This is a genomic window from Kitasatospora sp. NE20-6, from assembly GCF_045862635.1.
In genome coordinates, this window is record NZ_BPRL01000003.1 from 288,252 (window position 1) to 313,565 (window position 25,314).

A 25,314-nucleotide genomic window follows, 5' to 3' on the forward strand; every position below is an offset into this window, starting at 1 on the left:
GGGAGGCCCGCCGCGGCGTGCCGGGCACCGGTCTGCAGCAGCCGGGCGGTCCCGGTTCAGCCGAACACCGCGCTCCCGGGCACGGGCAGGCTCTCGCGGGCGGCGAGCCAGCCGGCGGGCACGCCGGTCAGGCCCGTGCGTGCGGCGACCACGCCGCCGGCGATCGCGCACGTGGTGTCCATGTCGCCCCACCCGCCGAGGGTGTGCCAGAGGGCTTCCGGCAGGGAGTCGAGCCGCCCGGCGGCGCACCACAGTGCGAACGGCACGGTGTCCTGGGCCGAGATCATGATGCCGGAGCCGAGGACGACGGCGGCGTGCCGCACGGAGGTGCTCGCGGGGAAGCGGGCGGCGGTGCGCAGACCGGAACGGACGTCACTCACCGGCAGCCGGTCCGCGATCCCCTGCAGGAAGGCGGTCCGCTCCGGCGCGCGGGATCCGCGGCTCCGGGCGGCCGAGGCCGCGGCGAGGGCGACGGCCACCGCGCCCGCCGTCGCCTCCGGATGCGCGTGGGTCGCCTCGGCGGAGAGCGCGGCCTGCTCGGCGACGGCGTCGAGGTCGTCGGCGAGCAGGGCCCCGAGGGGCGCGACCCGCATGGCGGCCCCGTTGCCGTGCGAACCCTGGCCACCGAACATGCCCTCGACGACGGTCCGCCGGTCGGCGCCGGCGTGCACGGCCCGCAGCACCTGGTGCATGGACGGGCCGTACTTGCGGCCGGGCTGGATGGTGTAGGCCGTGGCGAAGGCCCGCGCGAGCGCGTCCGGCCGCACCTCGCCGTGCCGGGTCAGGTGCCGGAACAGGACGACGGCCATCGCGGTGTCGTCCGTCCAGTGCCAGGGGGCCCTGCGAGGGATGCGGGCGGCGTGGGCGGCGGCGGCCTCGTCGGCGTCCACGGAGAACCAGCGGTCACCGAAGGCGTCGCCCAGGGCGAGGCCCTCCAGGCTGTCCAGGGCCGCGGTCGGCGGGCGGTGCACGTCATCCTCCAGGTGAGAAGAACCGGAGGTGCCAGTGTCGGGCCGGACGCCCGCCCGCCGCGAGCGGTTTTCGCCGGGCCGCCGCCCCGGCCCGTCCCGGCCGGCCTCGGCGCACCCGGCCGGCCCCGGGCCATCCCGGCCCTCCGGCCGGTCAGTGCGCGCGGAGCCCGTTCAGCAGGAGCGACCAGAGCGCCTCGAAGTCGGCGTCGGCCTGCTCGTGCGCCCACTCGGCGGCGTGCGCCGGGTCGTGGAAGTGGGCGGTGGCCTGGAAGACGGCGCGGGCGACCGGCCCGGCGGGGGCGTCGCGGAACTCGCCCCGCCGGATGCCGTCCTCGACGATCGAGGCGATCTGGGCGACGAGCGTGGCCACGTGCGCCTCGACGGCGCTGCTGAGTTCGCCGACGAGGGCCATGTAGGTGGCGAACATCTCCGGGTCCTCGTGCGCCTTGAGGCGCTTGGCGGCGAAGAGCGTCGCCAGCCAGCGGTGCAGCCGCTCGGGTGCGGGGCCGGGGCCGGCGGCGACGGCGGCGAGGTCGTCGTGGGCCCGGTCGAGCCACCGCCGGGTGACGGCCTCGCGCAGCGCCGCCTTGCTGGGGAAGTGCCGGTAGACGCTGCCGTGGCTGACGCCGAGGGCCCTGGCGACGTCGACCACGGTGGCCTTCGCCGGGCCGAACCGCCGCAGGACGTCCTCCGCCGCGCCCAGGATCTGCTCGGGGGTGAGTGCGTTCTCGGTGCCCACGGGGAGGTCGTCCTTCGGTTCGTACGGCTGCCGGCGGCTCAGCGCTCGCTGTCGAGGTGGGCCATCTGTGCGGCAGCGTACCTGTCGCCCGCGGCCGAGCCCGGGGGGACGGCGGCCTCGACGGCGGCGAGGTCCTCCGGGGTGAGGTGCACGTCGAGCGAGCCGAGCGCCTCGGCGAGGCGGTCGCGGCGGCGGGCGCCGACGAGCGGCACGATGTCGTCGCCGCGGGAGGCGACCCAGGCGATGGCGACCTGGGCGACGGTGGCGCCCTTCGCCGCGGCGATGCCGCGCAGGGCCTCGACGAGCCGCAGGTTGTGGCTGAGGTTGTCGCCCTGGAAGCGCGGGCTGAAGCCGCGGAAGTCGGTCGCGGGGATCTCGCGGTCGCCCGTCCAGTGGCCGCTCAGCAGGCCGCGGGAGAGCACGCCGTAGGCGGTGACGCCGATGCCCAGCTCGCGGGCGGTGGGCAGCACCTCGGCCTCCAGCGAGCGGGAGAGCAGGGAGTACTCGATCTGCAGGTCGCTGATCGGGTGCACGGCGGAGGCCCGGCGGAGGGTCTCGGCGCCGACCTCGGAGAGGCCGATGTGGCGGACGTGGCCGGCCTTGACCATCTCGGCGATGGCGCCCACGGTCTCCTCGACCGGCACGTTCGGGTCGAGGCGGGCGGGGCGGTAGACGTCGATGTAGTCGGTGCGCAGGCGGCGGAGCGAGTAGGCGAGGGCGGTCTTGGTGGCGGCCGGGCTCGCGTCGTAGCCGAGCCAGGAGCGGTCCGGGCCGCGCTGGGCGCCGAACTTGACGCTGATCTGGACGCTCGCGCGGTCGCGGCCGCGCAGCGCCTCGTGCAGGAGCAGTTCGTTGTGGCCCATGCCGTAGAAATCGCCCGTGTCGAGGAGGGTGATGCCGGCGTCGAGGGCGGCGTGCACGGTGGCGACGGACTCGGCCTCGTCGGCCGGGCCGTACAGGTCGGACATGCCCATCAGGCCGAGGCCGAGGGCGGAGGTCGCGGGGCCGGTGGTGCCGAGGGTGGTGCGGGCGGGGGTGGTGGACATCGCGTGCTCCCTGCGGACGGGGGTGGGCGGCGGACGTGTTTCAACTATGGCACTCGGGATGACAGATTTCAATATCTGTCACTTCCGGGCGCCCGGGAGACCTGTGCGGCGCGGAGACCGCGACCGATTCCGAACACTGATCCGACGTCATCCGTCGGACGGAGGTCCGCCGTTCGCAGGCGTTCCGCCCTGCCGAAGCGTTCCCGCAGGTCCATCGTGGGAGGTGGGACGCGTGCACCTGCCCGTGGGCGGGCCGCGGAGCACCAGGCCACCTCGCACGGAACCGAACGGGTCTTCTAGGCTCACCTCCTGTGCCCGCCGGGTCGCCGGTGCCCGGCCGTACCGCGCGCCGGGGGCGCCGTCCACGGGCCCCGGGCCGACCGGGGCCGCCGGAACGAGCGAGGAGGACGCAGTGTCGCCCAGTCCGAGGTTGCACCAGCAGGCGTTTCCCGTCCGGGCCGCAGGCCCGCACCGGGCCTGCCGCCCACGACCGCCACGGCCGCCGCACCCGCCACGCCACCGTCCGGCCGCGCCGTCCGTCCCGGCCGGCGGCGGCCGCGGAGGTGCGAGGTGAGCCCGCATACCGTGCTCCCGGCCGAGCCGGGCACGACCGGGGCCGACCCCGCAGCCCCCTCCACGGCCGACCGGGCCGCCGAGGGCGGCGATCCCGCGAATACCGCGGCGGCCGCCCGTCCGGTGGCGACCGCGGCGCCCGCTCCCGTCGAACACCCCGAACACCCCGAACACCCCGAACACCCCGACCGCCCCTCCCGCCCCGACCCCGCGGCGGCCGGGCTCCCGGAGGCGCCCGCCGTGGCCCTCGCCCTGGCCGCGCTGCCCGCCCTGCCGGGTCTCCCGCAGGCCCTGAGTGCCCGGGCCCGCACGATGGCCGGTGCCGTACGGCGCCGCTGCGCCGCCCTCGCCGCGATGGAGTCGCCGAGCGGCGACGCGGCCCGCCTCGACGCCCTGGCGGAGGAGCTCTCGGCCGGGTTCCGTGCCACCGGCGGCGCCGTGCGGCGCGAGGCCGGGCCGCACGGCGACCACCTGCTGGCGGAGTGGCCCGGCCAGGACGACTCCCTCCGCCACGTGCTGGTCGTGGCCCACCACGACACCGTCTGGCCGGCGGGCACCCTCGCCGACTGGCCGGTCGAGGACCGCGACGGGCGGCTCAGCGGCCCCGGTGTCCTCGACATGAAGGGCGGGCTGGCCCTGCTGGAGGGGGCGTTCGCCCTGCTGGCCGACCTCGGTCAGCGGCCGCACCGGCCCGTGCGGCTGGTGGTGGTCTCCGACGAGGAGGTCGGCAGCCCCGACGGCCGTCGTCTCGTCGAGCGCCAACTGCCCGGTGCCGCAGCCGTCCTGGGCCTGGAGCCGCCGCACCCCGACGGCCGGCTGAAGACCGCCCGGCGCGGTTCCACCCGGGTGCGGCTGAGCGTCACCGGCAAGGAGGCGCACGCCGGCCTCGCCGCCGCCGAGGGCGTCTCCGCGGTCGACGAGCTCGTCGACCAGCTCGTCGCCGTACGGAGCCTGGCCCGGCAGCCGGGCACCGAGCTCAACACCGGCCGGATCACCGGAGGCACCCGCGCCAACGTGATCGCCGGCCGGGCCGAGGCGGAGCTCGGCCTGCGGTTCGCCACGGCGGAGGCGCAGCGCCGCGCCCTCGACACCCTCGCGCACCTGACCGCGCTGCGGCCGGGTGCCAAGGTGCGTTCCGAGGTGCTCTCCAGCCGTCCGGCCTGGCCGGAGCGGGCGGCCAACCCGCTGCTGCGGCACGTGCGGTCGCTGGCCGCGGCGCTCGGCCAGCAGCTCGACGGCGCCCCGGCGGGCGGGGCGGGCGACACCAATCTCGCGGGGGCGCGCGGCCTGCCCACCCTGGACGGCCTCGGCGCGGTCGGTGCGGGGCCGCACGCCCGCCACGAGCACGTGCTCGTCGACCAGTTCGCCCCGCGGATCGCCCTGCTGGCGGCGCTCCTCGCGGTGCCGCTGCCGCGCCTGCGCGAGCGCGCCTGAGGGCCGCCCGGGCCGGGGCGCGCCTGCCCCGGCCCGGGCGCGGTGCCGCCCCGGAGCGGCTGTCCGGCCGCATGCCTTGTCATCGCCGGTCCGGCGTGTGCAGAATTGACCCGACCGAACGGTCAGTCGGGAGGCGGGTGCAATGACGGCAGCGGAGCTGGACGAGGCGGCCCTGGAGGCGCGCTTCGACGCGGTGGTGGCCGCCGAGCAGCGGATCGAGCCGCGCGACTGGATGCCGGACGCCTACCGGGCGACCCTGGTGCGCCAGATCGCGCAGCACGCGCACTCGGAGATCATCGGCATGCAGCCCGAGGGCAACTGGCTCACCCGGGCGCCCTCGCTGCGCCGCAAGGCGATCCTGCTCGCCAAGGCCCAGGACGAGGCCGGCCACGGCCTGTACCTGTACGCCGCGGCCGAGACCCTCGGGGTCGACCGGGCGGAGCTCACCGAGAAGCTGGTCGACGGCCGCCAGAAGTACTCGTCGATCTTCAACTACCCCACGCTGACCTTCGCCGACGTCGGCGTGATCGGCTGGCTGGTGGACGGCGCCGCGATCTGCAACCAGGTGCCGCTGTGCCGCTGCTCCTACGGGCCGTACGCCCGCGCGATGGTGCGGGTCTGCAAGGAGGAGTCCTTCCACCAGCGGCAGGGCTACGAGCTGCTGATGACACTGATGCGCGGCACCGACGGCCAGCGCCGCATGGTGCAGGACGCGGTCGACCGCTGGTGGTGGCCGTCGCTGATGATGTTCGGCCCGCCCGACGACGACTCGCCCAACAGCGCCCGGTCGATGGCCTGGCGGATCAAGCGGCACTCCAACGACGAGCTGCGGCAGCGCTTCGTCGACATGACCGTGCCGCAGGCCGAACACCTCGGCGTGACCCTGCCCGACCCGGCCCTGCAGTGGAACGCGGACCGCGGCAGCTGGGACTTCGGCGAACCCGACTGGTCGGAGCTCAAGCAGGTGATCAAGGGACAGGGCCCGTGCAACGCGCAGCGCGTCGAGCGCCGCCGGGCCGCCCACGAGGACGGCGCCTGGGTCCGCGAGTCGGCCCTGGCGTACGCGGAGAAGAAGCGGAGCGCGACATGACCGGGACCAAGGCCGACTGGCCGCTCTACGAGGTGTTCGTCCGCCCCCGCCGCGGCCTCAACCACGTGCACGTGGGCTCGCTGCACGCCCCCGACGACCGGATGGCGCTGCTCGCCGCCCGTGACCTCTACACCCGCCGCAACGAGGGCGTCAGCCTCTGGGTGGTGCCCTCCGCGGCGATCACCGCCTCCGCCCCGGACGAGCTCGACCCGTTCTTCGCCCCCAGCGGCGACAAGGTCTACCGCCACCCGACCTTCTACGACATCCCCGAGGATGTCCCGCACATCTGAGACGGGGAGCCCGCACGCCATGACCGACGACCACGTCTACCTGAGCCTCACCGACGCCGAGCCCGGGCCCGAGGGCGAGGCCCGCTGGGCGTACGGCACCGGCTTCGCCGACCCGCTGCTCGGCGTCGACACCGCCCTGCCCGCCGGCGTGGACGGCGCCGACCTCGCCGCCTACTGCCTGATGCTCGGCGACGACGCGCTCGTGCTCGCCCAGCGCCTGGTCGAGTGGTGCACCCGCGCGCCCGAGCTGGAGGAGGAGGTCGCCCTCGCCAACCTCGGCCTCGACCTGCTCGGCCAGGCCCGCCGCCTGCTCACCCGGGCCGGGCAGGCCGACGGCAGCGGCCGCACCGAGGACGACCTCGCCTACTGGCGCGAGGACCACGAGTTCCGCAACGTCCGGCTGGTGGAGGTCGCCAACGGCGACTTCGCGCACACCGTCGCCCGGCTGCTGTGCTTCGCCACCGCCCGGCACGCGCTGTACGCGCGGCTCGCCCACCACGCCGACCCCGTGCTGGCCTCGGTGGCCGCCGCCGGCGTCAAGGAGCTCGCCTACCACCGCGAGTGGGCCCTGGAGTGGCTGCTGCGCCTCGGTGACGGCACGCCGTACGCGCACGCCCGCATGCAGGCCGGGGTCGACGCCGTCTGGCCGCTGCTCGACGAGCTGTTCACCCCGCACCCGGTGGAGCTGCGGCTCGGCACCGACCCCGCCGCACTGCGGGAGCCGGTGCTCGCCCTGCTCGCCGACGACCTCCGCGAGGCCACCCTCACGGTGCCGGACGCCGCGCCGCTGGCCTCCGTCGGCGGCCGCGCCGGACGCGACGGCGTGCACACCGAGGCCCTCGGCCTGCTCCTCGCCGAACTGCAGGTCGTGGCCCGCGCCCACCCGGGGGCGACGTGGTGACCACCGCGACCCGCGCCTGGGAGCTGGCCGCCGCCGTGCCCGACCCGGAGCTGCCCATGCTGACCCTCGCCGACCTCGGCATCCTCGCCGGCGTCGACGAGGACCACGGCACGGTCACCGCCTGGCTCACCCCCACCTACTCCGGCTGCCCGGCCGTCGCCGAGATGGCCGCCGACGTCGACACCCGGCTGCGCGCCGCCGGCTACACCGACGTACGGGTGCGGCTGCGCCTCGACCCGCCCTGGTCGACGGACCTGATCACCGCCGACGGCCGCCGCAAGCTCGCCGAGGCCGGCATCGCCCCGCCCGCCGCGGGCGGCCTGCTGCAGCTCGGCCCGACCCGGCAGGCCGTGCACTGCCCGCAGTGCGGCAGCGCCGACACCGAGGAGCTCTCCCGCTTCGGCTCCACCGCCTGCAAGGCGCTGTGGCGCTGCCGCAGCTGCCGCGAGCCCTTCGACCGGATCAAGGAGATCTAGATGGCCGTCCGCCGCCCGACCTTCCACGAGCTGCGCATCGCGGCCCTGGAACCGCTGTGCGAGGACGCGGTCGCGGTCACCTTCGACGTGCCGGACGCCCTCGCCGGGCAGTACGCGTTCCTCCCCGGCCAGACCCTCACGCTGCGCCGCGTCGTCGACGGCTCCGACGAGCGCCGCTCGTACTCGCTGTGCTCGCCGATCGGCGGGCCGCTGCGGATCGCCGTGCGCGAGGTGCCCGGCGGGCTGTTCTCCCGGCGCCTGGTCCGTGAGGCGCAGGTGGGGGAGACCATGGAGGTGCTGCCGCCGTCCGGGCTGTTCACGCCCCCGCTCGGCGAGGCCGCCGAGCACGTGCTGATCGCCGCCGGCTCCGGCATCACCCCGATGCTCTCCATCGCCGGCTCGGTGCTCGACGGACACCCCGGCTCCCGGGTGACCCTGCTCTACGGCAACCGCCGCAGCGACACCGTGATGTTCGCCGACGAGCTCGCCGACCTGAAGGACCGCCACCTCGGACGCTTCCAGCTGGTGCACGTGCTCTCCCGGGAGACCCGCGACGCCGAGCTGCTCACCGGACGGCTCGACACCGAGCGGGTGACGGCACTGGTCGGAGCCCTGATCGACGTGCCGGCGGTCGACCACTGGTGGCTGTGCGGCCCGTACGGCATGGTGACCGGCGCCAAGGAACTGCTCACCGGGCTCGGCGTGCCCGCCGACCGGGTGCACCAGGAGCTGTTCCACGCCGAGGACGGCCCCGGCCCCGAACGGGCCGACGGGCCGGTCGCGGACGGCGCCCTCAGCGAGGTCACCGTCGTGCTCGACGGCCGGTCCAGCACGCTCGCCCTGCCGCGGGACCGCTCGGTGCTGGACGGCGCCCAGCGCTCCCGCCCCGACCTGCCGTTCGCCTGCAAGGGCGGGGTGTGCGGCACCTGCCGGGCGCTGGTGTGCGAGGGCGAGGTGGAGATGCGGCGCAACTTCGCCCTGGAGGAGAAGGAGGTCGCGGCGGGCTACGTGCTGACCTGCCAGGCCCGTCCGGTCTCCGACCGGGTCACCGTCGACTACGACCGCTGAGCGGGCACCGCCGCCGGAGCCGCCGCCCGCGGGTCGCCCAGCAGCCGCACCAGGCCCGCGGCGGCCGCCCGCCCGGCCCGGTTGGCGCCCACGGTGCTCGCCGACGGCCCGTAACCGACCAGGTGGATCCGCGGGTCGTCGGCGGCCTGCGTGCCCGCCATGCGGATGCCGCCGCCGGGGCCGCGCAGGCCCAGCGGCGCGAGGTGGGTGACCTCCGGGCGGAACCCGGTCGCCCAGACGATCACGTCGGCGGGCTCCTCGGTGCCGCCCCAGGCGACGCCGTGCTCCGTCAGCCGGTCGAACATCGGCCGTCGCCGCAGCACGCCCAGCTCCTCGGCCCGCCGGTACGCCACCGACGGGCCGAGCCCGGTCACGCTCACCACGCTGCGCACCGGCAGGCCCTGCCGCACCCGCTCCTCGACGAGGGCGACCGCGGCCCGCCCGGACTCCTCGGTGAACGGCCCGTCCCGGTACACCGGCGGACGCCGGGTCACCCACACCGTCTCCGCGACCGCGCCGACCTCCGACAGCACCTGCACGGCCGAGGCGCCGCCGCCGACCACCACCACCCGCCGCCCGGCGAACTCCTCCGGCCCGCGGTAGGCGGCGTAGTGCAGCTGCCGGCCGGCGAAGTGCCCGGGGTAGTGCGGCAGGAACGGCCGCGTCCAGGTGCCGGTGGCGTTGACCAGCGCGCGGGCCGTCCACCCGCCGCGGTCGGTCTCCACCCGCAGCCGCCCGTCCGGCAGCGACCGCACGGCCCGCACCCGCACCGGGCGCTCCACCGGCAGCGCGTGCCGCGCCTCGTACGCGGCGAAGTAGCCCGGTACGACCTCGCGGGCGGGGGCGGCGGGATCCGGGGCGGGCAGCTCGAAGTCGGGCAGGTCGTGGAAGCCGTGCACGGTGGCCATCCGCAGCGAGGGCGCGCGGTGCGCCCAGGCGCCGCCGGGCGCGTCGTCGGCGTCCAGCACGACGAAGCCGGTGTACGGCGCGAAGCCGCGGCGGCGCAGGTGGTAGGCGGCGGACAGGCCGGCCTGGCCGGCGCCGATCACCACGACGTCGACCTCACGGATGGTTGCACCGTAAACAGTCACGCCGGTGAAACATCGGCCGGGCCGGACCTGTTCCCCGCGGGGTCACACGGCGGGCGAGACCACCGCGGCCGTCCCGTACGCGCACACCTCCGTGCCGACGTCCGCCGCCTCCGACACGTCGAACCGCATCATCAGCACCGCGTTGCCGCCCCGCGCCCTGGTCTGCTCGACCAGCCGCTCCATCGCCTGGTTGCGGCTCTCCACCAGGGTCTTCGTCAGACCCTTCAGCTCACCGCCGACCAGCGACTTCAGGCCCGCGCCGATCTGCGAGCCGACGTGGCGGCTGCGCACCGTCAGCCCGAACACCTCCCCGATGATCCGCTCCACCCGGTGGCCCGGCACGTCGTTGGTGGTGACCACCAGCACATCGGCATCCGGGCGCTGCCCGCCGCCGTACTCGTCGATATTCGCCATGCCCCCACGATGCGTGACGGCCCGTGGGACGGCCGGACCGGCTCGCCGGAACCCCGTGCGATCACCGGCCCGGCGGAGCCCCGCCCGACGGCCCGGCCCCGGCGCGCGCCACGCCGGAGGCGCATCCCGGCGCGCGCCGCGCGCCGTGCGGAAGAAGACGGCAGGCACCGGTGATTCCGGGCCCGTGGTGGCCGTACTGTAGGCGCATGGGCGAGCGAAGCGATCATCCACAGGGGCCGGGCGCGGCGGAGGACTCCGGCGCGCAGGAGATCGAGGCGACAGTGGTGCTCGGCATCCGCATCACCGACTGGCCGCGGCTGCGGGCCGCCGCACTGGCGGCCGTCGACGAACTGGAATTCGACGGGGCCGACCCCGTCGGGCAGCGCACCGACCTGCTCCGCGAGGTCGCCGAGGACCCCAACGCGGCCCTCGGCGTGCTCCTCCACCCCGACCGCCTGGTCGCCGCCGTGCCCGGCATCGAGGCCCTCGGCGGCACCCTGGAGATCAGCGTCACCGACGACTTCGCCCCCGACTTCGCCGAGCTCTTCCCGCTCGACGGCGACGCCGGCGACGCCGGCGACTGGACCCTCACCCCCCGCACGGCCTGCCTGCTGCACACCCAGCTGATCGCCCTCGCCGACGCCGCCTACGACGACCTCGACGAGCACGAGGACGACCCCGTCACCGACGGCGACGAAGCCGACTGGGCGGTCTTCTTCCGGCTGCCCCGGCGCACCTGGACCCTGCACCGCGCATGGCGCCGCGCCTTCGCCCGCGCCCTCGACGACCTCGCCGAGGACCTCGCGCTCGGCGAGTGGCCGCTGCCGCGCTGCCTCGCCGAGGACGTCGCGCTGCGCCTCGCCCTCGCCGACGCCCGCAGCCTGCTCGGCGCCCAGCCCGAGTCCGTCGCCGACATGATGGGCGACCTGCCCGCCGACCTGTACGACTACGACTGGGACGGCTGCGCCGACGAACTCTTCGGCGTCTACGGCCCCGAGGATGGCGACCCCGACCTGGAGACCGCCGACCGCACCGACGACATGCTCGCCGCCACCCACCCCGAAGGCTGGTTCCTGGCCTACGAGGACGCCGAGGAGCGCGACCCCCAGCGCGGGTACCGCCGCTGACGCCGCGGGGCCTGCTGGCATCCTGGTGGGGTGAGCTCACCCTTCACCGACCCCGGCACCCCCGACCGCCCCGACGACCGCGACGAGCGGCAGCAGTACGTGCTGCCGCTCGTCGTCCGGCTCGAACGCGCCGACCCGCCCGCCCGCACCGACGCCCTGGAGACCTCCGCCCGGGCGGTGCTGACCCTGCTCGCCGACCCGCGGGTCACCGACGGCGGGGGCGAGTGGGCGGAACGCGTCGCCGCCTGGGAGGACGCCCGCATCCGCAAGGTCGTCCGGCGGGCCCGCGGCGGCGAGTGGCGCAAGGCGGGCGAGCTGCCCGGCATCACCGTGACCGGCGCCGCCGCCGAGGTCCGGGTCTTCCCGCCGGTGCCGCTCGACGGCTGGCCCAAGGAGCTCGCCAAGCTCCAGGTCTCCGGCACCGACCTCGACGACCCGGCCGAGCCCGCGCCCGCCGCCGAGGGCCTGCCGGTGCTCTGGCTCAACCCCGAGCTGGAGATGAGCGCCGGCAAGACCATGGCCCAGACCGGCCACGCCGCCCAGCTCGCCTGGTGGCAACTGGACGACACCCGCCGCAAGGAGTGGGCCGGGGCAGGGTTCGCCCTCGCCGTCCGCACCGCCGCACCGGACGCCTGGGCGGCGCTCACGGTGAGCGGCCTCCCGGTCGTCCGCGACGCGGGCTTCACCGAGATCGCCCCCGGCAGCTGCACCGTCGTCGCCGACCACCCGGCGCTGCGCGGCTGACGGTCGCCCAGGACCGCCGGGATTCCTCGGAACCGCCCTCGCTCACGCCGGCAATCCTGCCGCTGACGAAAACCACGCCCGGCGCGATGGCGGCCGCACCGGCGGCTGCCGCCATCCGCCAGGTCCGGATCCCCGACTTCCGCTTGACCGCTGCCTCGTCCGTGCCGCCCATGCCCTGACTCCGTCCGGCCGTCCCGTGATGCCTCCCGGACACCAGCCGTGTCGGCCTAGTCGACTGCCCACTCGTCGAGGAGGACGTACGGACGGCCCTCCAGCAACCCAAGGGGGCAGTGCAGTGACTCAAAGTAGTTGCACATATTGCACTTGTTTCACTTGTTCCATATGCTGGAGGAAGGATCGCAACTACTCGAAGCTGAGGACGCGCCGATGCCCGTGACGCACCAGGAACAGAAGTCGGCCAAGGGGGCAAAGCACGTCGTCGACGACAGCACGACGGCTTTCGTGCACGAGGTCAAGGGCTCTCCCACTCGGAGGAAGTTGCGCAAGCGCCCTGTCGAGGGCCTGCCTGCTCTGCGGGGTGCCCAAGCGCAACGTACACGGCAGGAACAGCGCAAGCGCACCGTCGAGGAGGCCGTTCCATGCCTCCGTGACGCCCTCACCAGCAGGGCCGAGACGTTCCACGTCACCGTCGCCGAAGCGGGCAAGGTCACCATGGAGGTGCCGCGCGAAGCCCTGGCGGTCCTCATGGAGACCATGGCGCTCATCGCGTCCGGCCGCGCCGTCGAGGTGATCGCCAAGAACCTGGAACTTTCCACCATCCAGGCAGCGAAAGCCCTTGGCGTCTCCCGGCCGCACCTGGTCAAGCTGCTCGACAAGGGAGCGATCGACTTCCGCATGGTCGGCACCCACCGCCGTGTGGACGTCGCGTCGCTGGAGGTTTACCAGCGACGCGAACAGAAGGACCAGGCCCGACGTCGTCAAGCGGCGGTCGCCTCCGCCATAGGCTCCACCGAGGCCGAGGGACTGCGCGTCGGCGCAGGCACCACAGCCGACCTCGACGCCTACGCACATGGAGAACTCGACGCCGCAGCCCTGCGAGCCCGGACCCTCGCCCGCTACACCCGCAAGGCCACTGAGTGACCGACCCCTACAGCGAGCCCAACGGTGTCCTCCGGAACAGTCTCGGTATCACCGACGCAGCCGAACTCTCCCAGGCCGAAGCGGACATCGCCGCAGTGGAGCTCACCGTCCTCGACGCCGAGCCGTTGCCCGGCAACTACGACCTCGCGCACCTGCAGGCGTTCCACCAGCAGATCTTCGGGAGTGTGTACCCGTGGGCCGGGAGTTGCGCACCATCGAGATCTCCAAAGGCACGTCGTTCTGCCCGTCGATCCACATCGTCTCGTTCGCTGAGGACGTGTTCCGCAAGCTGGCCGACAACGACCACCTGCAAGGCTTGGACCGCCCGGAGTTCATCCGCGCCCTCGCCGACCTGTACGGCGACGTGAACGCCATTCACCCCTTCCGGGAAGGCAACGGCCGCACCCAGCGTGCTTTCCTCGCCCAACTCGCCTGCGAAGCCGGCTAACCGTCTCTTGGCAGGACATGGACCAAGAGGAGAACATCGCCGCGTCAGTGGCCAGCTTCAACGCGAACAACGATCTGCTGGAGAAGATGCTCAACGGGCTGGTACACCCTGCCTGAGCAAAGCCCGAGCGCCGTGGTCGGCATCGGTCGGTGCCGGCAGGCCGGTCTCGCGGGGACGAGGGCGGCAAGTCGAGCCAACTCGGTGCAGGACCTTTGTCGAGGGTCAGGGAGATCGCCCCCGGCAGCTGCACCGTCGTCGCCGACCACCCGGCGCTGCGGTAGCGACCGCGGCCGGGCCTGCCGGGCCGGCGGGGCGCCCGCCGGTCCGGTCGGCCCGTCCGGTCCCGGCCGCGGCCGCGGTCGGTCAGGCCGGTCAGGCCGGGCGGGCCGGGCGGGCCTGCACGGCCAGCCGGGCCTCCGCCAGGGCCAGCCCCGTGACGGAGGCCAGCAGCACCACCGTGCCCGCCGCCGTGGCCCGGGTCAGGTGCTCGCCGAGCAGCAGCACCGCGATCGCCGTCGCACTGACAGGCTCGATGAGGGCGATGACCGAGGCGGTCGTCGCCCGCACCACCGCGGCGCCGGCGAAGTACAGGCCGTACGCCAGCGCGGTCGGCACCGAGGCCAGGTAGACCAGCAGCAGCACCGTCCGGCCCAGGCCCTCCGACTGCGGCCACACGCCCTCCGCCGCCGCGAACGGCAGCAGGCAGACCGCGCAGACCGCGAAGGACCACAGCGTGGTCGAGGACGGGCTCTCCGTCTCGCCGCGGCGTCCCAGGTGCCGGGTCCACACCGTGATGCAGCCGTACCCGGCCGCCGAGAGCAGCGCCCACAGCACCCCGACGGGCCGCACCTCGCCGCTGCCGCCGTCGCCGACCACCAGCACGGCCAGCCCCGCCAGCGCCCCGCCGACCGCGACCGCGCCGGACCCGCCCAGGCGCTCGCCCATCGTCAGCCGGGCGCCGACCGCGATCATCACCGGTGCCGAGCCGAGGGTGACCACGGTGGCCACCGCGAGACCGGTCTGCTGCACCGCGACGAAGTACGCGGCCTGGAAGAGCGTCAGCCCGGCGCCGTTGACGAGGATGCGGGGCCACCGGCGGCGCCACGGCGCGGCCGGCCGCGCCTCGCCGCCGGTGAACGCCCGCACGACGAGCAGCAGCGCCACCCCGCCGGCCGAGCGCCAGAACGTGAGGGCCAGCGGCCCCAGACCGCTGCCGCCGAACAGCAGCGCGGCGGCCGCACCGGCGGTGCCCCAGGCGGTGGCGGAGAAGGTGATGTAGAGCAGACCCCGCCCGACGGGCAGGGTGGTTCGTGCAGTGGACACGGGTGTTCTCCCACAGAGGTGTCGGTCGCATGGCCGCGTCTGCGGGCAGCACCGACAGGCCCGGGGGCTACGCCCCGGACTCCTGGTGGCCGTGCCGCCCGCTCAGGCGGCCGGCGGCGGAAGAACGGTCAGATGCACGGTGCCCACCCTAGCCGACCCGCGGCCGGCCCCGGCCGCGGGTCGTCGCCGCACGTCAGGCGTCGTGCCGGCGGATCGAGCGCAGCCCGCCGTACGCGGCCGCGGCCGCCCACAGCGCCATGATCAGCAGGCCGGTCCAGTGGCCGTAGGGCACGTCCGGGTCGGCGTGGTACGACGTCGCGTACAGGCCGGCCCGGTCCGGCAGGAACCGTGCGACCTCCCGGGCGCCCGGCACCCCGCTCAGGACCGTCGTGCCGAGGAAGACGGTGGGCGTCAGCAGCCCCATCGCCGCCGTCAGGTTGCGCAGCATCGTCGCCGCGCCCAGGCAGATCACCAGCAGCAGCGGGTGGTAGAGCACCCCCGCGGCGATGCTGCGGGCGGCGCCCGGCTCGGAGAGGTCCAGGCCCACCGTCGCCGCGGTGGCGGCGTGCGCGCCGCCCACCGACAGCAGCCCGACCACCAGCCCCACCCCGGCACCGAGCAGCAGCTTGGCGCCGTACAGCCGGCCGCGCCGCGGCACCGCGGCGAGCGAGACGCGGATCGTGCCGGAGGCGAACTCCTGCCCGATCAGCAGCACGCCCGTGCAGACCACGGCGGTCTGCCCGAAGAGCAGCCCGTAGTAGATGCCGACGCCCGGGTCCTCGTACAGCGAGGCGTCGACCTCGCCGTACGCGGCCTGCACGGCCGCGGTGATGCCGGCCGTCAGCAGCACGGCGAGCAGCGGGGTGACCCACTGCGAGCGCAGCGTGGTGAACTTCGTCCACTCGGCGCGCAGGGCGAGCGCGGCCGTCATGCCGCCACCGCCCGGTACTCCACGGCGTCCGTGGTCATCCGCATGAAAGCCTCCTCCAACGAGTCCTGCCGGACGGACAGTTCGTACAGCGCCACGCCCTCCCGGGCGGCCAGGGCGCCGATCTCCTCCGGGGCCGCGCCCGCCACCTCCCAGGCGTCCCCGCCGTCCGGGGACGGCTCGGCGGCGAGGCCGGCGGAGCGCAGCAGCACGGCGAGGCGGTCCGGGTCGACGGCGCGCACCCGCACCCGGCTGCGGCCGTGCCGCTCCAGGAACTCGGCGGTCGACAGGTCGGCCAGCAGCCGTCCGCGGCCGATCACCACCAGGTGGTCGGCGGTCAGCGCCATCTCCGTCATCAGGTGGGAGGAGACCAGCACCGACCGGCCCTCGGCGGCGAGCCCGCGCAGCAGGGTGCGGATCCAGCGGATGCCCTCCGGGTCGAGGCCGTTGACCGGCTCGTCCAGCAGCAGCACCGGCGGGTCGCCGAGCAGCGCCGCCGCCACCCCGAGCCGCTGCCGCATGCCGAGCGAGAAGCCCTTGACCCGGCGCCGGGCCGCGTCGGCGAGGCCGACCTGCGCGAGCACCTCGTCGACCCGGCGCTCCGGGATGCCGTTGCTCGCGGCGAGCCAGCGCAGGTGCCCGCGGGCGGTGCGCCCGCCGTGCACCGCCTGCGCGTCCAGCAGCGCGCCGACCTGCCGCAGCGGGGAGTCGAGCTCGGCGTACGGCCGGCCGTGCACCAGGGCGGTGCCGGCGGTCGGCCGGTCCAGGCCGAGGAGCATCCGCAGGGTGGTGGACTTCCCGGCACCGTTCGGGCCGAGGAACCCGGTGACCCGGCCCGGATCCACCCGGAAGCTCAGGTCGGACACCGCGGCGGTGTCACCGTACGACTTGCTGAGGGATCGGATCTCGATCACCGGCTGCCTCCCCTGGTCGGCTGCCTCCAGTCAAGCGGCGCGGCGGCCCGCCGCCCTCCCGCCAGGGGGTGGACCGCCTCCCTCCCGGGAGGGAGGCCCCCGCCCGGTGCGGTCCGGCAGGATGGCGGGGTGTCCACGATCCTCGCGCCCCTCGTCCGGGCCGCCACCTACGCGCGCTGGCTGCACCTGCTCGTCGGTGCGGTCTTCGCCTGCGTGGTGCTGCTCGTCTACCCGGGCACCGAGGGGCCGCTCGGGTGGCCCGCCCTCGTCGGGGTGAGCGCGCTGCTCGACGGCGCGCTGCTGTGCCTGGCGGCGCTGATCCCGGCGACCCGCCGGGCCGAGGGCGTGCAGGCCGCGCTGCTGCTGATGCCCGCGCGCGAGGACGCCATCGGCACGGCGTCCTCGGCGAGCTGGGCGGACCGCGGCCGGACGGCGCTCTGGCTGGTCGCCCGGGTCGCCCTGGGCATGGGCGTGGCGCTCCTGACCGTGCACGGTCTGATCGCCGTGGTCGGCCTGGTGCGGGCGGGCGGCTACCTGCTGCCGTGCGCGCCGCTGCTCCTGGTGGCGATGGTGTACACCGTGGCCCTCGCGGGACGGCTTCAACTGGCCATGGCCGTCCGCCTGCTGGGGCCGTCCGCGGGTGAGCGGCTGGCCGAGGCGGAGGCGCGGGCGGAGCGCCTGCTGGAGCGCAACCGGCTCGCCCGCGAACTCCACGACTCGATCGGGCACGCCCTCACCGTGTCGGTGCTGCAGGCCGGCGCCGCCCGGGAGGTGGCCGACCCGGCGTTCCGCGAGAAGGCGCTGGAGGCGATCGAGACGACCGGCCGCCGGGCGATGGAGGACCTGGAGCGGATGCTCGTCCTGCTCCGCGACCACCCGGACGGGCCTGCCGTCGAACACCCCGGGCTCGACCGCGTGGAGGTGCTGTTCGAGACGGCGCGCGCGGCCGGCAGCCCGGTCGAGGCACGGATCGAGGTGGCCGGCGCCCGCCTGCCCGGCGTGCTGTCCCGCGAGGCGTACCGGATCGTCCAGGAGGGCGTGACCAACGCGCTCAAGCACGTGCCGGGCACACCGGTGCGGGTGCACGCCGGGACGGCCGACGGGCTGCTGCACCTGAGCTGCGCCACCGCACTGCCGGCCGTCCCGCAGGCCGGGGGCCGGCGCTCCGGCGGCAAGGGGCTGCGCGGCATCCGCGAGCGGGCGGCGCTGCTCGGCGGCGAGGCCGTCGCGGGCCCGGTGGACGGCGACTGGGTGGTCCGCGTCCGGCTGCCGCTACGGTTGGGCTCATGATCGACATCGTGCTGGTGGACGACGAGGAGCTCGTCCGCGCGGGCCTGCGGGCCGTGCTGGAGGCCCAGGGCGACCTGCGGGTCGTGGGGGAGGCCGCGGACGGCGCCGAGGCGCTCTCCGTCGTCCGCGCCGCGCGTCCCCAGGTGGTGCTGATGGACGTCCGCATGCCCGACGTCGACGGGCTCACCGCGACCCGCGCCATCCTGCGCGGCACCGACCGCCCGCCCCGCATCCTCGTCGTCACGACCTTCGAGAACGACGACTACGTCTACGAGGCCCTGCGGGCCGGTGCGGACGGCTTCCTGCTCAAGCGCGCCCGCCCCGCCGAGATCGCCCACGCGGTCCGCCTCGTCGCGGCCGGCGAGTCGCTGCTCTTCCCCGCCGCCATCCGCCGCCTCGCCGCGGCCCGCACCGGCCGCGCCGCCGCCGACACCATGGCCCGCGCCGCCCTCACCGACCGGGAGGCCGAGGTGCTGCGGCTGATGGCCCGCGGCCTCTCCAACACCGAGATCGCCGCCGAACTGGTCGTGGGCGTACAGACCGTCAAGACGCACGTCAGCAGCGTGCTCGGGAAGCTCGGCGCCCGGGACCGCACCCAGGCCGTCATCGCCGCGTACGAGTCGGGCTTCGTGCGGCCCGCCTGACCTGCGGTCACCGGCTCCGGCGTGCGCGGACGCCCCGGCCGGCCGGACCCGGACAGCACCGTGCGGTACCGGTTCCGGCACGACCGGGTCACGCAGGGCCGCCCGGCGGACGGGGTGTCACCGCCCGGCTGCATACTCGTGCCCGGTTCACGTTCACCCAGATACCGAAACAGGGAAATTCTTCCATGCTCTCCAAGCGCCTCGTCCCGACCGCCGTCGTCTGCGTGCTGCTGGCCGCCGGTGCCACCGCCTGCAGCTCCGGCACCGCGACGCCGTCCGCCGCCCCGTCCGCGACGCCGTCCGCGGCGCCGTCCGCGAGCCCCGTCCCGACGCTGGCGGTCGACACCCTCTCCGCCAAGGAGATCTCCGGCCAGGCGCACGCCGCGATGAAGGCCGTCACCGCGATGAAGGCCGCCGGCACCTTCACCTCCGAGGGCAGCGTGACCACGGTGGACCTCGCCGCCGACATGCAGGGCAACTGCGCGGGCACCATCGGCCACCCGGGCAAGGGCACGGCCGAGGTGCTGCGCACCGGCACCACGACGTGGCTCAAGCCGGACGAGGCGTTCTGGAAGGACCTCGCCAAGAGCCTGGGCGGCAACGAGAAGCAGGCCGCCGTCGCCGCGCAGCTGTTCAAGGGCCGCTGGTTCACCGGCGACGGGACGGGCCAGAGCCTGACCGAGACGGTCTTCATGTGCGGCATGGTCAAGGCCATCACCGGGGACGACGGCGCCGACGAGGTGACCTCGGAGAAGGGCACCGCCGGCACCACCGGCGGCGTGAAGACCTTCAGCATCGTCGTCGCCGACGCGGAGGGCACGAAGACCACCCTCCACATCGCCACCGAGGGCAAGCCGTACCTCGTCGCGATGGAGCAGAAGGAGGGCGACAGCCCCGCCGAGCTGACCTTCTCCGACTTCGACAAGCCCGTCACCGTGCAGAAGCCCGCGGCCGACCAGGTCGTCGACCTGGCGGCGTTCGAGCAGCAGCTCAAGAAGGGCTGACCCCCGCCCGCGTACCCGGTCCGACCGCCGCCCCCGGCCCGGTCAGGCCGGGTACGCGTGCGTCTGGCCGGCCTTGACGGACGCCCAGACCTCGCGGCCGGGCGAGAGGTCGAGCTCGGCGGCGGCGCCCGGCGTGAGGTCGGCGGCGAGCGGCAGCGGGCCCGCGAGGTCGACCCGGATGCGGTCGCCGTGCAGGTCGAGGCCGGCGACGGTCGCCGGCCAGACGTTGCGCGCGCTGGACTCCGGACGCCCGCGGTGCAGCGTGACGGCGTCCGGCGGGAACGCCACGAACGCCGGGCCGGCCAGCTCGTCCGTCGTGTGCAGCACCGCGCCGCCGGGCAGCGTGACGAGGTGTCCGTCCGCGGTGCCGCGGTAGAGGTTCAGGCCGACCAGGCGGGCGATGTAGTCCGTCCGCGGGTGCCGGGCGATCTCGGCGGGGGTGCCCGACTGCACCTCCCGGCCGTCCTCGACGACGACCAGCCGGTCCGCGAGCACCATGGCGTCCAGCGGGTCGTGCGTGACGAGCACCGCCACCGCCTCGAACTCCGCCAGGTGCCGCCGCAGCTGCGCCCGGACGTCCAGCCGGGTGCGCGCGTCCAGCGCGGCCAGCGGCTCGTCCAGCAGCAGCAGCCGGGGCCGGACGGCGAGCGCCCGCGCCAGCGCCACGCGCTGCGCCTGGCCGCCCGACAGCGTGCCCGGGCGGCTCGCCGCGTGGTCCGCCAGGCCCATGCGCTCCAGCCACGGCAGTGCGGCGGCCCGGGCGGCCGCCTTCCGCAGGCCCTGGCAGCGCAGGCCGAAGGCGATGTTGTCGAGTGCCCCGAGATGGGGGAAGAGCAGGTAGTCCTGGAAGACCACGCCGACGGGCCGTTCCTCGGCCGGGGTGTGCAGGCCGAGGGCCGGGTCCTCCAGCAGTGCGCCGTCGAGGGTGAGGCTGCCGCCGGTGAGCGGGAGCAGGCCGGCCAGGGCGCGCAGGGCGGTGGACTTGCCGGCGCCGTTCGGACCGAGCAGCGCCACGACCTCGCCGGGCGCGGCGGTGAGCGCGAGGTCGAGGCGGAAGGCGGCGCGTTCGACGAGCAGGCGGGCGTCGAGGGCGGGCATCGCGGGCTCCGGGGGAGGGGTCACGGGGCCGACATCCAGCGTTCGCGCAGTCCGGCCAGGACGGCGACGGACACCGCGAGCAGCACCAGACTCAGCGCGATGGCCGCCTCCGGTTCGGACTCCATCGCCAGGTAGACGGCGAGCGGCATCGTCTGGGTGCGGCCGGGGAAGTTGCCGGCGAAGGTGATGGTCGCGCCGAACTCGCCGAGCGCCCGCGCCCAGGCCAGCACCGCGCCCGCGCCGATGCCGGGCGCGATCAGCGGCAGCGTGACCCGGCGGAAGGCGGTGAGCCGGGACGCGCCGAGCGTCGCCGCCGCCTCCTCGTACCGCGGGTCGGCGGCGCGCAGCGCGCCCTCGACGCTGATCACCAGGAACGGCATGGCGACGAACGTCTCGGCGACCACCACGCCCGTGGTGGTGAACGGCAGCGTGAAGCCGAACGCCGAGTCGAGCCACCGGCCGACGATGCCGTTGCGGCCGAGCACGAGCAGCAGCGCCACGCCGCCGACCACCGGCGGCAGCACCAGCGGCAGCGTCACCAGGGCCCGGACCGCCCGCCGCCCGGGCAGCTCGGTGCGGGCCAGCACCCAGGCCAGCGGCACCCCGAGCACCAGCGACACCCCCGTGGCCGCCGTCGCACAGATCAGGGAGAGCCGCAGGGCCTGCCAGACCTCCGGGCTGGACAGCTGCTCCGGCATGGCGCTCCACGGCGCCCGGACGAGCAGGCCGACCAGGGGCAGCACGAGGAACGCCAGCCCGAGCAGGGCGGGCAGCAGCAGGGCGTACGGCACCCCCCGCCCGCGCCGGGAGCGCGGGCGGCGGGCCGTCCCGGGGGCGCCGCCGGGGCCGGGGCCGCCGGCGGTGGTGCGGTCGGTCACGGTGCCTGGAAGCCCGCCGCGGTCAGGGCCTGCGCGGCCTCGGCGGACTCGACGTACGCGACGAAGGCCGCGGCGGCCGCGGCGTTGGGCGCCTTGGCGAGCGCGGCGATCGGGTAGTCGTTGACGGCCTTGGCGGCCTCGGGGAACTCCACGCCGTCGATCTTCGCAGCATCGGCCTGCACATCGGTCCGGTACACGAGGGCGGCGTCGACCTCGCCGAGCTCGACCTTGGTGAGGGCGCCCTTGACGTCCTGCTCCAGGGTCACGGGGGTGAGGTTCACCCCGGCCGCCTGGAGGGCCTTGACGGCGGCGGCGCCGCACGGCACCTCCTTGGCGCAGAGGGCGACCTTCACGCCGGTGAGGTCCTTCAGGCCGGTGATGTGCTTGGGGTTGCCCTCGGGGACGGCGATCTCCAGGGTGTTCTTCACGAACACCTGCGGGGTGCCGGCGGCGGCCTTCGCGTCGGTGACGGTCTTCATGGTGGCCGGGCTCGCGGCCGCGAAGACGTCCGCCGGAGCGCCGGAGACGATGCTCTGCGCCAGGGCCGAGCTGCCGCCGAAGTTGAAGGTGACCTTCACCCCGGGGTTCGCGGCCTCGAACTTCTTGCCCAGCGCGGTGAAGGACTCCTTCAGCGAGGCCGCGGCGAAGACCGTGACCGCGCCCGTGACCGTGCCGGTCGCCGCGGAGGCGGACGCCCCGGCGGGGGCCGATGCCGCAGGGGCCGACGCCGCGGGGGCCGGGTCGCCGCTGCTGCCGCAGGCGGTCAGCCCGGCGGTGAGGAGCAGTGCGGTGGCGGTGGCGACGGCGGTGCGGCGTCCGACGGTGTTCATGTGGTTCCTGTTCCCCTCGACCGTGCCCGGCAGGGGGCACGCAGGTGCGATCACGACGCCGATCATAATGTCGCATCTGCAAGGGGCGAGTCGCCTGTTTCATCGCACAGGCCAGCATGTGGACATGCGCGGACTCGCATGTGCGATGGTCCGGCACGAAAATCGCTGGCCTCCGGGCCGGGCGGGCCGGGACAGTGATCGACGTCACCGGAACGGGGAGGGACGGCACCGATGTCCACACTGAAGGTCACCGCCGAGCGCCTGACCATCCTGGAGCACCCGAACGCCGACGCGCTGGAGCTCGCCCAGGTCGGCCTCTACCGTGCGGTCGTCGCCAAGGGCGCCTACCGCACGGGCGAGACGGCCGTCTACATCCCCGAGCAGGCGGTGCTGCCGCCCGGGCTGATCGAGGAGCTCGGGCTCACCGGCCGGCTGGCCGGCGGCGACGCCAACCGGGTCAAGGCCGTACGGCTGCGCGGCGAGCTGTCGCAGGGCATCGTGTGCCGGCCGGGTGCGCTCGCGGGTGTCGACCTCGCGGAGGCCGCCGGTTCCGGGGCGGACTTCGCCGGGGTGCTCGGCATCACCAAGTGGCAGCCGCCGATCCCCACCGCCATGAACGGCGAGGTGGAGCGGGCGCCCGACCTGCTGCCCTGGGTCGACATCGAGAACCTCAAGCGCTTCCCGGACGTGTTCGAGCCGGGCGAGCCCGTCGTCGTGACCGAGAAGCTGCACGGCACCTGTTGCCTGGTCACCTACCACGCCGGGTCCGGCGAGGTGCAGGTCTCGTCCAAGGGCGTCGGTGCGCAGGGCCTGGCGCTGCGCGAGGACGGCGTGAACCTCTACTGGCGGGCCGTGCGGGCGCACGGCGTCGCGGAGGCCGCCGCCGGTCTCGCCGAACGCCTCGGCGCCGACCGGGTGGGCATCTTCGGCGAGGTCTTCGGCACCGGCGTGCAGGACCTGACGTACGGGCGTTCGGGCCGGAGCGAACTGCCCGGCTACGCGGTCTTCGACGTGTCGGCCGTCATCGACGGGCGGCTGCGCTGGCTCGACGCGGCCGTGCTGCTCGCCGGTGTGCTGCCGGTCGTGCCCGAGCTGTGGCGCGGGCCCTTCGACCCGGCGGTGGTGCTGGAGCTGGCCGAGGGCCGGGAGACGCTGTCGGGCCGGTCGCTGCACATCAGGGAGGGGGTCGTCGTGCGTCCGCAGACCGAGCGGTACAGCCCGGTGACCGGCGGCCGGGCCATCGCCAAGGCCGTCGGCGGCGCCTACCTCACGCGCAAGGGCGGCACCGAGTACGAGTGACCCGGGCGGCCTGCGCGGTCTACTGCCCTGACGGAACGTCGGCTAGCGTGGCCGATGACCGTACACCGTCATATGGGGGACACGTGCAGGCCACCACCCGGACACCCGGCCCCGCCGGGCTGCCGATCATCGGGTCGATGCTCGACCTGACCCGCGACCCGCTCGCCGCCTACCTCGCCGCCCACCGCGAGCACGGCGACGTCGTGCGCTTCGGCGCGGGCCCGCCCGGCCTGCGGGCCGAGTTCTACATGGTGTTCTCGCCGGACGGCGCGCAGCAGGTGCTCGCCACCCGCGCGGCGGACTTCCGCAAGGACAACACCATGTACGAGGAGCTCAGGGCCAGCCTCGGCAACGGGCTGCTGACCGCGCAGGACGCCGACTACCAGCGCCAGCGGCGGCTGATCCAGCCGCTCTTCACCCGCCGCCGGGTCGACACGTACGCCGCGGCGGTCGCCCTGGAGTCGGCGGCCCTCGTGGAGCGCTGGGCGGCCGTGCCCGGCGGTGTCGTCGACGCGGCCGAGGAGATGTCCCGCTTCGCGCTGCGCGCGGTCGCCCGGATCCTCTTCGGCACCGACGTGGAGGAGGCGATCGGCGCCGTCCGCCGCTCCTTCCCGGTGCTCGGCGCGTACGTCCGCGACCGCGGCTTCGCGCCGGTGCGCATCCCGCGGCAGTGGCCGACCCCCGGCAACCGCGAGGCCCGGGCCGCCGAGCAGGCGCTGTACGGGGTGTGCGACGCGATCATCGCCCGGCGCGCCGGGCGCGAGGCGGACGACCTGCTCGGCCTGCTCGCCGCCGCCCGCGGCGAGGACGGCGAACAGCTCGACCCCACCGAACTCCGCGACCAGGTGCTGATCTTCCTGCTCGCCGGGCACGAGACCACCGCGACCTCGCTCGCCTTCGCCCTGCACCTGCTGGGCAAGCACCCGGAGGAGCAGGAGCGGGCCCGCGCCGAGGCCCGCGCGGTGCTCGGCGACCGCGCGCCGACCGCCGACGACCTCGCGGCCCTGCCGTACACCACCGCCGTGCTGAAGGAGGCCATGCGGCTCTACCCGGCCGCCGCCGTCATCGGACGCCGGGCGGTGGCCGACTGCGAGATCGGCGGGGTGCGGATACCGGCCGGGGCCGACGTGCTCGTCGCCCCGTACGTGACGCACCGGCACCCCGGCCACTGGGACGAACCGGAGCGCTTCGACCCCGGCCGCTTCACCCCCGAACAGGAGGCCGCGCGGCACCGCTACGCCTGGTTCCCCTTCGGCGGCGGCCCGCGGGCCTGCATCGGGCAGCACTTCTCGATGCTGGAGTCGGTGCTCGCGCTCGCCGCGCTGCTGCGGGAGTTCGAGGTCGCGGCGGTCGACACGGAGGTCGTGCTCGGCCAGGCGATCACCCTGGAGGCCCGCAGCCCGGTGCGGGTCCGGCTGACCCGGCACACGTCCGGCTGACCCGGACGGCGCGGCGCCTCCCTGCGCCTCCGTAACGCGCTCGCGGGCGGGCTGTTCTTCCTCGCCCTGCCGAGGTTCGACCGCGACGCGCCGGAGTCCGAGCCCGGGGACGGGGACGCCTTCCGGCGCTGACCGCGCGACCCGGCCGCGGGCG

Annotated in this window: 26 protein-coding genes; 15 read left to right on the forward strand and 11 right to left on the reverse strand. The window is 75.3% G+C overall.

What is annotated here, in order from left to right; all coding sequences use genetic code 11:
• Positions 1–56: 56 nt before the first annotated feature.
• From SNE206_RS03570 to SNE206_RS03580, 3 genes are all read right to left on the reverse strand, one after another.
• Positions 57–971, reverse strand: coding sequence for an ADP-ribosylglycohydrolase family protein (locus tag SNE206_RS03570; RefSeq protein ID WP_407911842.1), 915 nt, complete (start codon positions 969–971; stop codon positions 57–59).
• 151 nt (positions 972–1,122) lie between these two features.
• The gene (locus SNE206_RS03575; protein ID WP_407911843.1) at positions 1,123–1,710 is read right to left on the reverse strand and encodes a TetR family transcriptional regulator; all 588 of its coding nucleotides are present in this window, start codon (positions 1,708–1,710) and stop codon (positions 1,123–1,125) included.
• Between the two features lie 38 nt (positions 1,711–1,748).
• The gene (locus tag SNE206_RS03580) at positions 1,749–2,756 is read right to left on the reverse strand and encodes an aldo/keto reductase (RefSeq protein WP_407911844.1); all 1,008 of its coding nucleotides are present in this window, start codon (positions 2,754–2,756) and stop codon (positions 1,749–1,751) included.
• A 570-nt stretch (positions 2,757–3,326) separates the two neighbouring features.
• On the opposite strand from SNE206_RS03580, the gene SNE206_RS03585 reads away from it, so the two are divergent.
• The 6 genes from SNE206_RS03585 (at position 3,327) to paaE (ending at position 8,588) form a co-directional block, all read left to right on the forward strand.
• Positions 3,327–4,763 (forward strand): M20 family metallopeptidase, encoded by a 1,437-nt coding sequence (locus tag SNE206_RS03585; RefSeq protein ID WP_407911845.1) that lies wholly within the window; start codon positions 3,327–3,329, stop codon positions 4,761–4,763.
• 142 nt (positions 4,764–4,905) lie between these two features.
• The gene (gene paaA, locus SNE206_RS03590) at positions 4,906–5,853 is read left to right on the forward strand and encodes a 1,2-phenylacetyl-CoA epoxidase subunit PaaA (RefSeq protein ID WP_407911846.1); all 948 of its coding nucleotides are present in this window, start codon (positions 4,906–4,908) and stop codon (positions 5,851–5,853) included.
• Positions 5,850–6,143 (forward strand): 1,2-phenylacetyl-CoA epoxidase subunit PaaB, encoded by a 294-nt coding sequence (gene paaB / locus SNE206_RS03595; protein WP_407911847.1) that lies wholly within the window; start codon positions 5,850–5,852, stop codon positions 6,141–6,143. The genes paaA and paaB overlap by 4 nt, the downstream gene beginning before the upstream one ends.
• Positions 6,144–6,162: 19 nt before the next feature.
• Complete coding sequence (gene paaC / locus SNE206_RS03600; RefSeq protein WP_407911848.1) at positions 6,163–7,044, forward strand: 1,2-phenylacetyl-CoA epoxidase subunit PaaC; 882 nt, start codon at positions 6,163–6,165, stop codon at positions 7,042–7,044.
• On the forward strand, positions 7,038–7,520 hold the full coding sequence (gene paaD, locus SNE206_RS03605; protein ID WP_407911849.1) for a 1,2-phenylacetyl-CoA epoxidase subunit PaaD: 483 nt from the start codon (positions 7,038–7,040) through the stop codon (positions 7,518–7,520). The genes paaC and paaD overlap by 7 nt, the downstream gene beginning before the upstream one ends.
• Positions 7,521–8,588 carry a 1,2-phenylacetyl-CoA epoxidase subunit PaaE gene (paaE, locus tag SNE206_RS03610; protein WP_407911850.1) on the forward strand — a complete coding sequence of 356 codons (1,068 nt, stop codon included), beginning with the start codon at positions 7,521–7,523 and terminating at the stop codon, positions 8,586–8,588.
• Here paaE and SNE206_RS03615 read toward each other — a convergent pair.
• Together SNE206_RS03615 and SNE206_RS03620 are read right to left on the reverse strand one after the other, a co-directional pair.
• On the reverse strand, positions 8,576–9,679 hold the full coding sequence (locus tag SNE206_RS03615) for an FAD-dependent oxidoreductase (RefSeq protein ID WP_407911851.1): 1,104 nt from the start codon (positions 9,677–9,679) through the stop codon (positions 8,576–8,578). The two genes, paaE and SNE206_RS03615, sit on opposite strands and share 13 nt — an antisense overlap.
• A gap of 42 nt (positions 9,680–9,721) precedes the next feature.
• On the reverse strand, positions 9,722–10,093 hold the full coding sequence (locus tag SNE206_RS03620; protein WP_407911852.1) for a YbjQ family protein: 372 nt from the start codon (positions 10,091–10,093) through the stop codon (positions 9,722–9,724).
• Positions 10,094–10,299: 206 nt separating this feature from the next.
• Here SNE206_RS03620 and SNE206_RS03625 point away from each other — a divergent pair, with 206 nt between their 5' ends.
• The 4 genes from SNE206_RS03625 (at position 10,300) to SNE206_RS03640 (ending at position 13,513) form a co-directional block, all read left to right on the forward strand.
• A complete protein-coding gene (locus SNE206_RS03625) occupies positions 10,300–11,220 on the forward strand; it encodes a hypothetical protein (RefSeq protein ID WP_407911853.1) in 921 nt (306 codons plus the stop codon).
• Positions 11,221–11,250: 30 nt separating this feature from the next.
• Positions 11,251–11,964, forward strand: coding sequence for an aminoacyl-tRNA hydrolase (locus SNE206_RS03630; protein WP_407911854.1), 714 nt, complete (start codon positions 11,251–11,253; stop codon positions 11,962–11,964).
• 342 nt (positions 11,965–12,306) lie between these two features.
• Positions 12,307–13,065: an excisionase family DNA-binding protein gene (locus SNE206_RS03635; protein WP_407911855.1), complete on the forward strand. Its 759-nt coding sequence runs from the start codon at positions 12,307–12,309 to the stop codon at positions 13,063–13,065.
• 193 nt (positions 13,066–13,258) lie between these two features.
• Positions 13,259–13,513: a Fic family protein gene (locus tag SNE206_RS03640; protein ID WP_407911856.1), complete on the forward strand. Its 255-nt coding sequence runs from the start codon at positions 13,259–13,261 to the stop codon at positions 13,511–13,513.
• A 372-nt stretch (positions 13,514–13,885) separates the two neighbouring features.
• On the opposite strand, the gene SNE206_RS03645 is transcribed toward SNE206_RS03640, so the two are convergent.
• The 3 genes from SNE206_RS03645 to SNE206_RS03655 form a co-directional block, all read right to left on the reverse strand.
• A complete protein-coding gene (locus SNE206_RS03645; RefSeq protein ID WP_407911857.1) occupies positions 13,886–14,836 on the reverse strand; it encodes a DMT family transporter in 951 nt (316 codons plus the stop codon).
• Positions 14,837–15,029: 193 nt separating this feature from the next.
• Positions 15,030–15,767 (reverse strand): ABC transporter permease, encoded by a 738-nt coding sequence (locus tag SNE206_RS03650; protein WP_407911858.1) that lies wholly within the window; start codon positions 15,765–15,767, stop codon positions 15,030–15,032.
• Positions 15,764–16,678: an ABC transporter ATP-binding protein gene (locus SNE206_RS03655; protein ID WP_407911859.1), complete on the reverse strand. Its 915-nt coding sequence runs from the start codon at positions 16,676–16,678 to the stop codon at positions 15,764–15,766. The genes SNE206_RS03650 and SNE206_RS03655 overlap by 4 nt, the downstream gene beginning before the upstream one ends.
• 129 nt (positions 16,679–16,807) lie before the next feature.
• Between SNE206_RS03655 and SNE206_RS03660 the strand changes: the two genes are divergently transcribed.
• From SNE206_RS03660 to SNE206_RS03670, 3 genes are all read left to right on the forward strand, one after another.
• Complete coding sequence (locus SNE206_RS03660; protein ID WP_407911860.1) at positions 16,808–17,968, forward strand: sensor histidine kinase; 1,161 nt, start codon at positions 16,808–16,810, stop codon at positions 17,966–17,968.
• Positions 17,965–18,612: a response regulator gene (locus SNE206_RS03665; RefSeq protein WP_407911861.1), complete on the forward strand. Its 648-nt coding sequence runs from the start codon at positions 17,965–17,967 to the stop codon at positions 18,610–18,612. Before SNE206_RS03660 ends, SNE206_RS03665 begins: the two co-directional genes overlap by 4 nt.
• 185 nt (positions 18,613–18,797) lie before the next feature.
• Positions 18,798–19,616 carry a hypothetical protein gene (locus tag SNE206_RS03670; RefSeq protein WP_407911862.1) on the forward strand — a complete coding sequence of 273 codons (819 nt, stop codon included), beginning with the start codon at positions 18,798–18,800 and terminating at the stop codon, positions 19,614–19,616.
• A gap of 42 nt (positions 19,617–19,658) precedes the next feature.
• On the opposite strand, the gene SNE206_RS03675 is transcribed toward SNE206_RS03670, so the two are convergent.
• Genes SNE206_RS03675 through modA form a run of 3 tightly spaced genes read right to left on the reverse strand, consistent with a single transcriptional unit; the run spans position 19,659 to position 22,422 of the window.
• Positions 19,659–20,714, reverse strand: a complete 1,056-nt coding sequence (locus SNE206_RS03675; protein ID WP_407911981.1) for an ABC transporter ATP-binding protein — start codon at positions 20,712–20,714, stop codon at positions 19,659–19,661.
• 20 nt (positions 20,715–20,734) lie between these two features.
• Positions 20,735–21,592: an ABC transporter permease gene (locus SNE206_RS03680; RefSeq protein ID WP_407911863.1), complete on the reverse strand. Its 858-nt coding sequence runs from the start codon at positions 21,590–21,592 to the stop codon at positions 20,735–20,737.
• Complete coding sequence (gene modA, locus SNE206_RS03685) at positions 21,589–22,422, reverse strand: molybdate ABC transporter substrate-binding protein (protein ID WP_407911864.1); 834 nt, start codon at positions 22,420–22,422, stop codon at positions 21,589–21,591. Before modA ends, SNE206_RS03680 begins: the two co-directional genes overlap by 4 nt.
• Positions 22,423–22,653: 231 nt before the next feature.
• Here modA and SNE206_RS03690 point away from each other — a divergent pair, with 231 nt between their 5' ends.
• Positions 22,654–23,721: an RNA ligase (ATP) gene (locus SNE206_RS03690; RefSeq protein WP_407911865.1), complete on the forward strand. Its 1,068-nt coding sequence runs from the start codon at positions 22,654–22,656 to the stop codon at positions 23,719–23,721.
• Between the two features lie 83 nt (positions 23,722–23,804).
• Positions 23,805–25,160: a cytochrome P450 gene (locus tag SNE206_RS03695; RefSeq protein ID WP_407911866.1), complete on the forward strand. Its 1,356-nt coding sequence runs from the start codon at positions 23,805–23,807 to the stop codon at positions 25,158–25,160.
• Positions 25,161–25,314 lie beyond the last annotated feature (154 nt).

Excerpts from the sequence above, each read along its gene's own strand:
- SNE206_RS03665 (WP_407911861.1), top strand. The coding sequence starts at position 17,965 with ATGATCGACATCGTGCTGGTGGACGACGAGGAGCTCGTCCGCGCGGGC.
- paaE (WP_407911850.1), top strand. The coding sequence starts at position 7,521 with ATGGCCGTCCGCCGCCCGACCTTCCACGAGCTGCGCATCGCGGCCCTG.
- paaC (WP_407911848.1), top strand. The coding sequence starts at position 6,163 with ATGACCGACGACCACGTCTACCTGAGCCTCACCGACGCCGAGCCCGGG.
- SNE206_RS03580 (WP_407911844.1), bottom strand. The coding sequence starts at position 2,756 with ATGTCCACCACCCCCGCCCGCACCACCCTCGGCACCACCGGCCCCGCG.
- SNE206_RS03690 (WP_407911865.1), top strand. The coding sequence starts at position 22,654 with ATGTCCACACTGAAGGTCACCGCCGAGCGCCTGACCATCCTGGAGCAC.
- SNE206_RS03675 (WP_407911981.1), bottom strand. The coding sequence starts at position 20,714 with ATGCCCGCCCTCGACGCCCGCCTGCTCGTCGAACGCGCCGCCTTCCGC.
- paaA (WP_407911846.1), top strand. The coding sequence starts at position 4,906 with ATGACGGCAGCGGAGCTGGACGAGGCGGCCCTGGAGGCGCGCTTCGAC.
- SNE206_RS03620 (WP_407911852.1), bottom strand. The coding sequence starts at position 10,093 with ATGGCGAATATCGACGAGTACGGCGGCGGGCAGCGCCCGGATGCCGAT.
- SNE206_RS03625 (WP_407911853.1), top strand. The coding sequence starts at position 10,300 with ATGGGCGAGCGAAGCGATCATCCACAGGGGCCGGGCGCGGCGGAGGAC.
- SNE206_RS03670 (WP_407911862.1), top strand. The coding sequence starts at position 18,798 with ATGCTCTCCAAGCGCCTCGTCCCGACCGCCGTCGTCTGCGTGCTGCTG.
- SNE206_RS03650 (WP_407911858.1), bottom strand. The coding sequence starts at position 15,767 with ATGACGGCCGCGCTCGCCCTGCGCGCCGAGTGGACGAAGTTCACCACG.
- paaB (WP_407911847.1), top strand. The coding sequence starts at position 5,850 with ATGACCGGGACCAAGGCCGACTGGCCGCTCTACGAGGTGTTCGTCCGC.
- modA (WP_407911864.1), bottom strand. The coding sequence starts at position 22,422 with ATGAACACCGTCGGACGCCGCACCGCCGTCGCCACCGCCACCGCACTG.
- SNE206_RS03635 (WP_407911855.1), top strand. The coding sequence starts at position 12,307 with ATGCTGGAGGAAGGATCGCAACTACTCGAAGCTGAGGACGCGCCGATG.